Source organism: Bradyrhizobium guangdongense, assembly GCF_006483445.1.
Taxonomy (GTDB): domain Bacteria; phylum Pseudomonadota; class Alphaproteobacteria; order Rhizobiales; family Xanthobacteraceae; genus Bradyrhizobium; species Bradyrhizobium guangdongense_A.
The window spans coordinates 1-6,099 of sequence record NZ_PPPT01000213.1 but is presented as its reverse complement, the minus strand read 5'-3'; the positions used below and the strand labels follow the sequence as shown (position 1 = coordinate 6,099).

4 protein-coding genes are annotated in these 6,099 nt (G+C 64.1%); 2 read left to right on the top strand and 2 right to left on the bottom strand.

The window, feature by feature from the left end; translation table 11 throughout:
* Window positions 1-34: 34 nt before the first annotated feature.
* A complete protein-coding gene (locus C2U70_RS28350; protein WP_140981932.1) occupies window positions 35-439 on the bottom strand; it encodes a hypothetical protein in 405 nt (134 codons plus the stop codon).
* A 166-nt stretch (window positions 440-605) separates the two neighbouring features.
* Here C2U70_RS28350 and C2U70_RS28345 point away from each other — a divergent pair, with 166 nt between their 5' ends.
* Window positions 606-1,262: a trimeric intracellular cation channel family protein gene (locus tag C2U70_RS28345; RefSeq protein ID WP_140981931.1), complete on the top strand. Its 657-nt coding sequence runs from the start codon at window positions 606-608 to the stop codon at window positions 1,260-1,262.
* On the opposite strand, the gene C2U70_RS28340 is transcribed toward C2U70_RS28345, so the two are convergent.
* A complete protein-coding gene (locus C2U70_RS28340) occupies window positions 1,259-2,461 on the bottom strand; it encodes a cytochrome c (RefSeq protein WP_140981933.1) in 1,203 nt (400 codons plus the stop codon). The two genes, C2U70_RS28345 and C2U70_RS28340, sit on opposite strands and share 4 nt — an antisense overlap.
* 267 nt (window positions 2,462-2,728) lie before the next feature.
* Here C2U70_RS28340 and C2U70_RS28335 point away from each other — a divergent pair.
* Window positions 2,729-6,099, top strand: a 3,371-nt coding sequence (locus C2U70_RS28335; RefSeq protein WP_140981930.1) for an indolepyruvate ferredoxin oxidoreductase family protein, incomplete at its 3' end; no start/stop codon positions are given.

Sequence of the window (6,099 nt, the reverse complement as noted above, 5' to 3'; positions counted from 1 at the left end):
CCCGCCGCTCTCGTCTTACACTTCTTGAGCCAGCTTACTGCGACTTGCCCGCATCAGACGGGGCTGCCGGAGCAGCAGGGGCTGGCGGAGCCGGACGGCTCGGCGCCGCACCCGTGGTCGTGCCCGGCTCGGTGTTGTTGCGCGGCGTTACGTCACGCATGCCGGGAGGTGCGGCTGGATTGGTCGCGGGCGCCGTCTGCGCGGTCTTCGCCGGGGTGTCGGTCGAAGCCTGGTTCACATTGCTGTTGTTCAGGCCGTAGAACACGGCGCCGAGCACCAGTGCGATCGCCACGGCGAACAGCGCGATCTTGCCGCTGGAGGCGGGGCCTTCCCCTAGTTCCGGGTCGGCCTGGAGCTGGGCGTCGCGGCGTGCCGAACGAAGATACTCATCGTCGGCAAGGTTGGGGCGATACTCGTTGGGGAAACGGTCGTCAGCCATCGATTGGATCTCCTCGATTGATTGCGGCAAGACAACCGATGGATGCGGATTTCGGTTCCGGGCATCTCATGCTTTCGTCGCATGTTGTCCTCGCGCCGGGAATCGGGAACCTGTTCATGACGGAACTTGCAACGTAAGTTCCATCGTCGAAACGGGAACAATGGCGATGTGGAGCCTTCCGCCGAGCGATAGCGTGTTGCACTTTCTTTCGCTCGTTGCACTTGCCGCGCAAGGGATGACGGCAGCGCTTGCTGCGGGACGTCGCAGCATGGACTGGCTTGGCGTCTGCTTCCTCGGCTGCATCACCGCGCTCGGTGGCGGCACCATTCGCGATCTACTGCTGGGCCATTATCCGCTCGCCTGGGTACAGAATCCGATCTATCTCGCGATCACGGGCGGTGCCGCCTTCATCACGATCCTGATCGCGCGCCTCGTGCACCGGCTCAACCTTGCCTTCATCGTGCTCGATGCCATCGGGCTCGTGGTCTTCACCATGGCCGGCTGCGACGTTGCCTGGCAGATGGATGCGTCGCTTCCCATCGTCATCGTGTCAGGCATGGTGACGGGCTGCGCCGGCGGCGTGCTGCGCGACGTGCTCTGCAACGACGTGCCGCTGCTGTTTCGCTCAGAACTCTACGCCAGCGTCTCCGTCGTCACCGGCTTGTTCTATGCGACTGCGTTCGGCCTGCAGATCAATGCCGAGCTCTGGACGATCCTGACGTTCGTGCTCGGCATCAGTTTTCGCCTGCTCGCGGTGCGCTACAAATGGGAGATGCCAAAGTTCGTCTTCACCGGCGACGAGCGGCGGGGGCCACCGGGCTAGCGCCGCGCCTTCGCGACCTGCGCCGGCGTCACCAGCGGCGCCGCGTTGCCCCAGGAATTGCGGATGTAGTTGGTGACGGCGGCGACTTGCTCGTCCGACAATTGCTTCGCGTAGGCCGGCATCGAGCCCGTATTGGGCGCGCGCGGGGTCGTTACCGTCTGCGCGCCGTCGAGGATGACGCGCAACGTCGAGGCGGGATCGGCCGAGAGCAGCAGTGCGTTGCCCGGCAGCGGGGGATAGATCCGCGGCGCGCTCGAACCGTCGGCCTCGTGACAGGCGATGCAGGCCCGCGCGTAGATCGCTTGCCCGGCCTTCATTTCGCTGTCCGGTGGGGGCGTCACAGCCGGCTCGGGCGGGCCGGGCGACAGGCCCTTCAGATACACCGCGATGGCCCGCACATCGGCGTCGCTCATCTTCGAGGTCGAGTTGACGACGACCTCGGCCATCGGCCCACCGGCGTGGCTCCTGGCGTTGCGGCCGCTCTGGAGATATTCGACGATGTCGTCGACGCTCCAGGATTTCAGGCCGCTGCGCGCGGCGCCGTCGAGCCGTGGTGCGAACCAGCCGTCGATCGGGCTGCCGGAAAACGCCAGCTCTTTCTTGTCCGCGCCCAACCAGTTCTTTGGCGTGTGGCAGGCGCCGCAATGGCCGAGGCCATTGACGAGATAGCCGCCCCTGTTCCACGCCGCGGTCTTGAACTGGTCCGGCTCGAACAGGCCGGGCTTGAAGAATAGCCAGTTCCAGGCGCGCATCATCACGCGGTAGTTCAGCGGCCAGCGCAACTCGGTCGGCTTGTTGCGGTTGGTGACGGGCGCCTGTGTGCCGAGATAGGCACGGATCGCCAGCGTGTCGTCCTTGGTCATCTTGCTGAAGTAAGGGTAGGGGAAGGCGGGGTAGTAGTTCGAGCCGTCCGGCGCGATACCGAAACGGAGCGCGCGCGTGAAATCGGCGTCGGTCCAGCCTCCGATCCCGGTCTCGCGATCCGGTGTCAGGTTCGGCGCATAGATGCCGCCAAAGGGCGTATCGATGCGCTTGCCCCCGGCGAACGGCTTTGCGGGATCGGCGGTGTGGCAGCTTGCGCAATCGCCGGCCTCGACAAGCGCTTTGCCGCGGGCGATCGTCTCCGGCGAAGGCTCGCTGGCCGCTGCCGTGCCTGCAATTGCACTGCACAAGACCAGACACACCAGAATCGCCCGCATCGTCACGCCTTCCCTGCGACCAAACGCCATGATCCCCATTATAGGGACGTTACGTCGTTTCGCGACGCCCGGGGTAAGCTGACACAAAGTGAAAAACCGGGCGCCCTTCCGGCCACGAAATTGCGAATTCATGTCGGCCTGCGGATTGCTCCAGATTTGTGATGCGGAGCGTTAAATATCCGACATAGAGTGGCGCGGGCGGTCGGCCCGACCTAGCTAAAAACAACGGGCGGGACCAAGGGTTTAGGGCGGCATAAGAGGACGTTCATGGGCATCAACCAGGGTCCGATCAGTCTCGATCAAAAATACACACAAGCAACGGGACACGTCTTCACCACGGGCATCCAGGCGCTGGTCCGCCTGCCGATGGCCCAGATTAGGCGGGATCGCGCCGCAGGGCTGAACACGGCTGGCTTCATTTCCGGCTACCGCGGGTCGCCGCTCGGCGGCTACGATCAGCAACTCTTCGCCGCCCGAAAACATCTCGAGCAGTACAACATCAAGTTCCAGCCCGGCGTGAACGAGGACCTTGCGGCAACCGCGGTCTGGGGCTCGCAGCAGCTCAACCTCTCGCCCGGCGCAAAATACGACGGCGTCGTCGGCATCTGGTACGGCAAGGGTCCCGGCGTCGACCGCTGCGGCGACGTTTTTCGCCACGGCAATGCGGCAGGTTCAGCCAAGAACGGCGGCGTTCTTTGTCTGGCCGGAGACGACCACGGCGCAAAATCCTCGACCGTCCCGCATCAGTCCGACCACGCCTTCATGTCGGCGCTGATGCCCTATCTCTATCCCTCGAGCATCCACGAGATGATCGAGATGGGCCTCTTGGGCATCGCAATGTCGCGCTACTCGGGCTGCTGGGTCGGCATGAAGGTGATTACCGAGACGGTGGAGACCACCGCCGAGATCGATCTCACAGATGAGATGAAGCCCTTCATCATCCCGACCGACTTCGAGATGCCGCCCGGCGGGCTCAATCTGCGCTGGCCCGACGACCGCTTCGAGCAGGACCGCCGCCTGCAGGACTACAAGGGCTTTGCCGCGATCGCCTTTGCGCGCGCCAACAAGGTCAATCGCGTCACCATGGATTCGCCGAACGCGCGCTTCGGCATCATGGCGTCGGGCAAGAGCTATGAGGACGTCCGCCAGGCGCTGCGCGAGCTCGGCATTACCGAGGAGGTCGCGGCCAAGATCGGGCTGCGGCTTTACAAGATCGGCATGCCCTGGCCCTTGGAGCCGGAAGGCGTACGGCAGTTCGCGGTCGGCCTGGAGGAGATTTTCATCATCGAGGAACGGCGCGAGATCGTCGAGAACCAGGTCAAGCAGGAGCTGTTCAACTGGCGTGACGACGTCCGCCCGCGCATCGTCGGCAAGATGGACGAGCACGACAAACGCTTTCTCACGTTCGCCGCCGAGCTTAGCGTCGCCTCGCTTGCCAGCTCGCTGACCGAACGACTTCTCCGGCTTAATCTCAATCCTGAAATCGCCGAAATGCTCCGCGCCAAGGCCGACTGGTTCAACGGTCGCCAGGCGTCCCAGATGATCCCGACAGCGCCGGTCTCCCGCACCCCGTATTTCTGCTCCGGCTGTCCCCACAACACATCGACGAAGGTCCCCGAAGGAAGTCGCGCGCTTGCCGGCATCGGCTGCCATTTCATGGCGCTGTGGATGGACCGCTCGACCGAGACCTTTACGCATATGGGCGGCGAGGGCGTGCCGTGGGTCGGCATCGCGCCCTTCACCAACGAGAACCACATTTTTGCCAATCTCGGCGACGGCACCTATTTCCATTCCGGCTATCTGGCGATCCGTCAGGCGGTCGCCTCCAAGACCAACATCACCTACAAGATCCTTTACAACGACGCCGTCGCCATGACCGGCGGCCAGCGCCATGACGGCGATCTCTCGCCGCAGCAGATCACCTTCCAGCTCCACGCCGAAGGCATCCGCGAGATCTACCTGGTTTCCGAGACTCCCGACGCCTATCCGGCCGACAGCATCGCGCCCGGCGTGAAAAAATTCCATCGCGACGAGCTCGACGCCGTCATGAAGATGTGCCGCGAGTACAAGGGCACGTCCGCTATCGTCTTCGTGCAGACCTGCGCCGCCGAAAAGCGCCGCCGCCGCAAGCGCGGCCTGATGGAAGATCCGGCACGGCGTGTGATGATCAATCCGGCGGTCTGCGAAGGCTGTGGCGATTGCTCGGTGCAGTCGAACTGCATCTCGGTCGAGCCGCTCGAGACCGAGTTCGGCCGCAAGCGCGCCATCAACCAGTCGTCCTGCAACAAGGACTATTCCTGCGTGAAGGGTTTTTGCCCGTCCTTCGTCACCATCGACGGCGGGGCGCCGCGCCATCGCGCGCCGGCGGAGCTCGCCGACATCGGCGCGCTGCCAGAGCCCGCGTCACGCCCGACGCTCGAAAAACCCTACAACATCGCGGTCGGCGGCGTCGGCGGCACCGGCGTGCTGACGATCGGCGCGCTGCTCGGCATGGCTGCGCATATCGAGGGTAAGGCCTCGATGATCCTCGACATGTCCGGCCTCGCGCAGAAGGGCGGCGCGGTGCTGAGCCACGTCCGCCTGTCGGATCACCCCGCCGAGGTAACATGCTCGCGCATCGTCACCGGCACCGCCGATCTCGTGCTCGCGGCGGACGAGGTGGTCGCTGTCGCCAAGGACACCATCACGCTCTGCGATTCCAGCCGCACCCACGGCATCATCAACAGCCACGTCATTCCCACCGCCGACTTCATCCTCAACCGAGATTTCAACTTCCAGACCCGCAAGCTGAATGCGGTGCTGGAAACCGCGCTGCACAAGGATTCCGCCTTCTTCGACTTCACCAAGCCGGCCGAGCAGCTCCTCGGCGACAGCATCGCCACCAACATGATGATGATGGGCTACGCCTATCAGAAGGGGCTTCTGCCTGTGGGTGCCGAGGCCATCGAGCAGGCGATCGAGGTCAACGGCGTCGCCATCAAGATGAACAAGGAAGCTTTCCGGCTCGGACGTCTGGCGGTTGCCGATCCCCAGCGCCTCGCCGACATGCTGAAGGGAACGGACGAGGTGGTCGCGCCGAAGTCGCTTGAGGCGATGACGCTCGACGAGATCATCGAGTATCGCACCAAGCATCTCACCGCCTACCAGAACGGCCGTCTCGCAAAACGCTACCGCAAGCTGGTCGATCAGGTCCGCGACGCCGCCGTGAAGGGCAATTATGGTGACGCGCTGCCGCGTGCAGTCGCGATCAACTACGCCAAGCTGCTCGCCTACAAGGATGAGTATGAAGTTGCGCGGCTCTTCACCGACGGAAAGTTCGAGCAGCAGCTTCGCGACCAGTTCGAAGGCGACTACAAGTTCAGCTTCAACCTCGCGCCGCCAATTTTGGCGTCCGGTGTCGATGCGCTGGGCCGCCCGAAGAAGCGGGCCTTCGGCCCGTGGATGCTCGGCGTGTTCCGCTGGCTGGCAAAATTCCGTTTTCTGCGCGGCACCCCGCTCGACGTCTTCGGCTACAGCGCCGACCGCAAGGTCGAGCGCGATTTGATCGCCGGCTACGAGAAGGACGTCGCCACCGTGCTCGGCCTGTTGTCGCAGGTCACGCACGACACCGCGGTGGAATTGCTGTCGCTGCCCGACCG

Bases quoted from the DNA above. Each gene is read 5' to 3' on its own strand.
- C2U70_RS28350 (WP_140981932.1), bottom strand. From the start codon at position 439: ATGGCTGACGACCGTTTCCCCAACGAGTATCGCCCCAACCTTGCCGAC.
- C2U70_RS28345 (WP_140981931.1), top strand. From the start codon at position 606: ATGTGGAGCCTTCCGCCGAGCGATAGCGTGTTGCACTTTCTTTCGCTC.
- C2U70_RS28340 (WP_140981933.1), bottom strand. From the start codon at position 2,461: ATGCGGGCGATTCTGGTGTGTCTGGTCTTGTGCAGTGCAATTGCAGGC.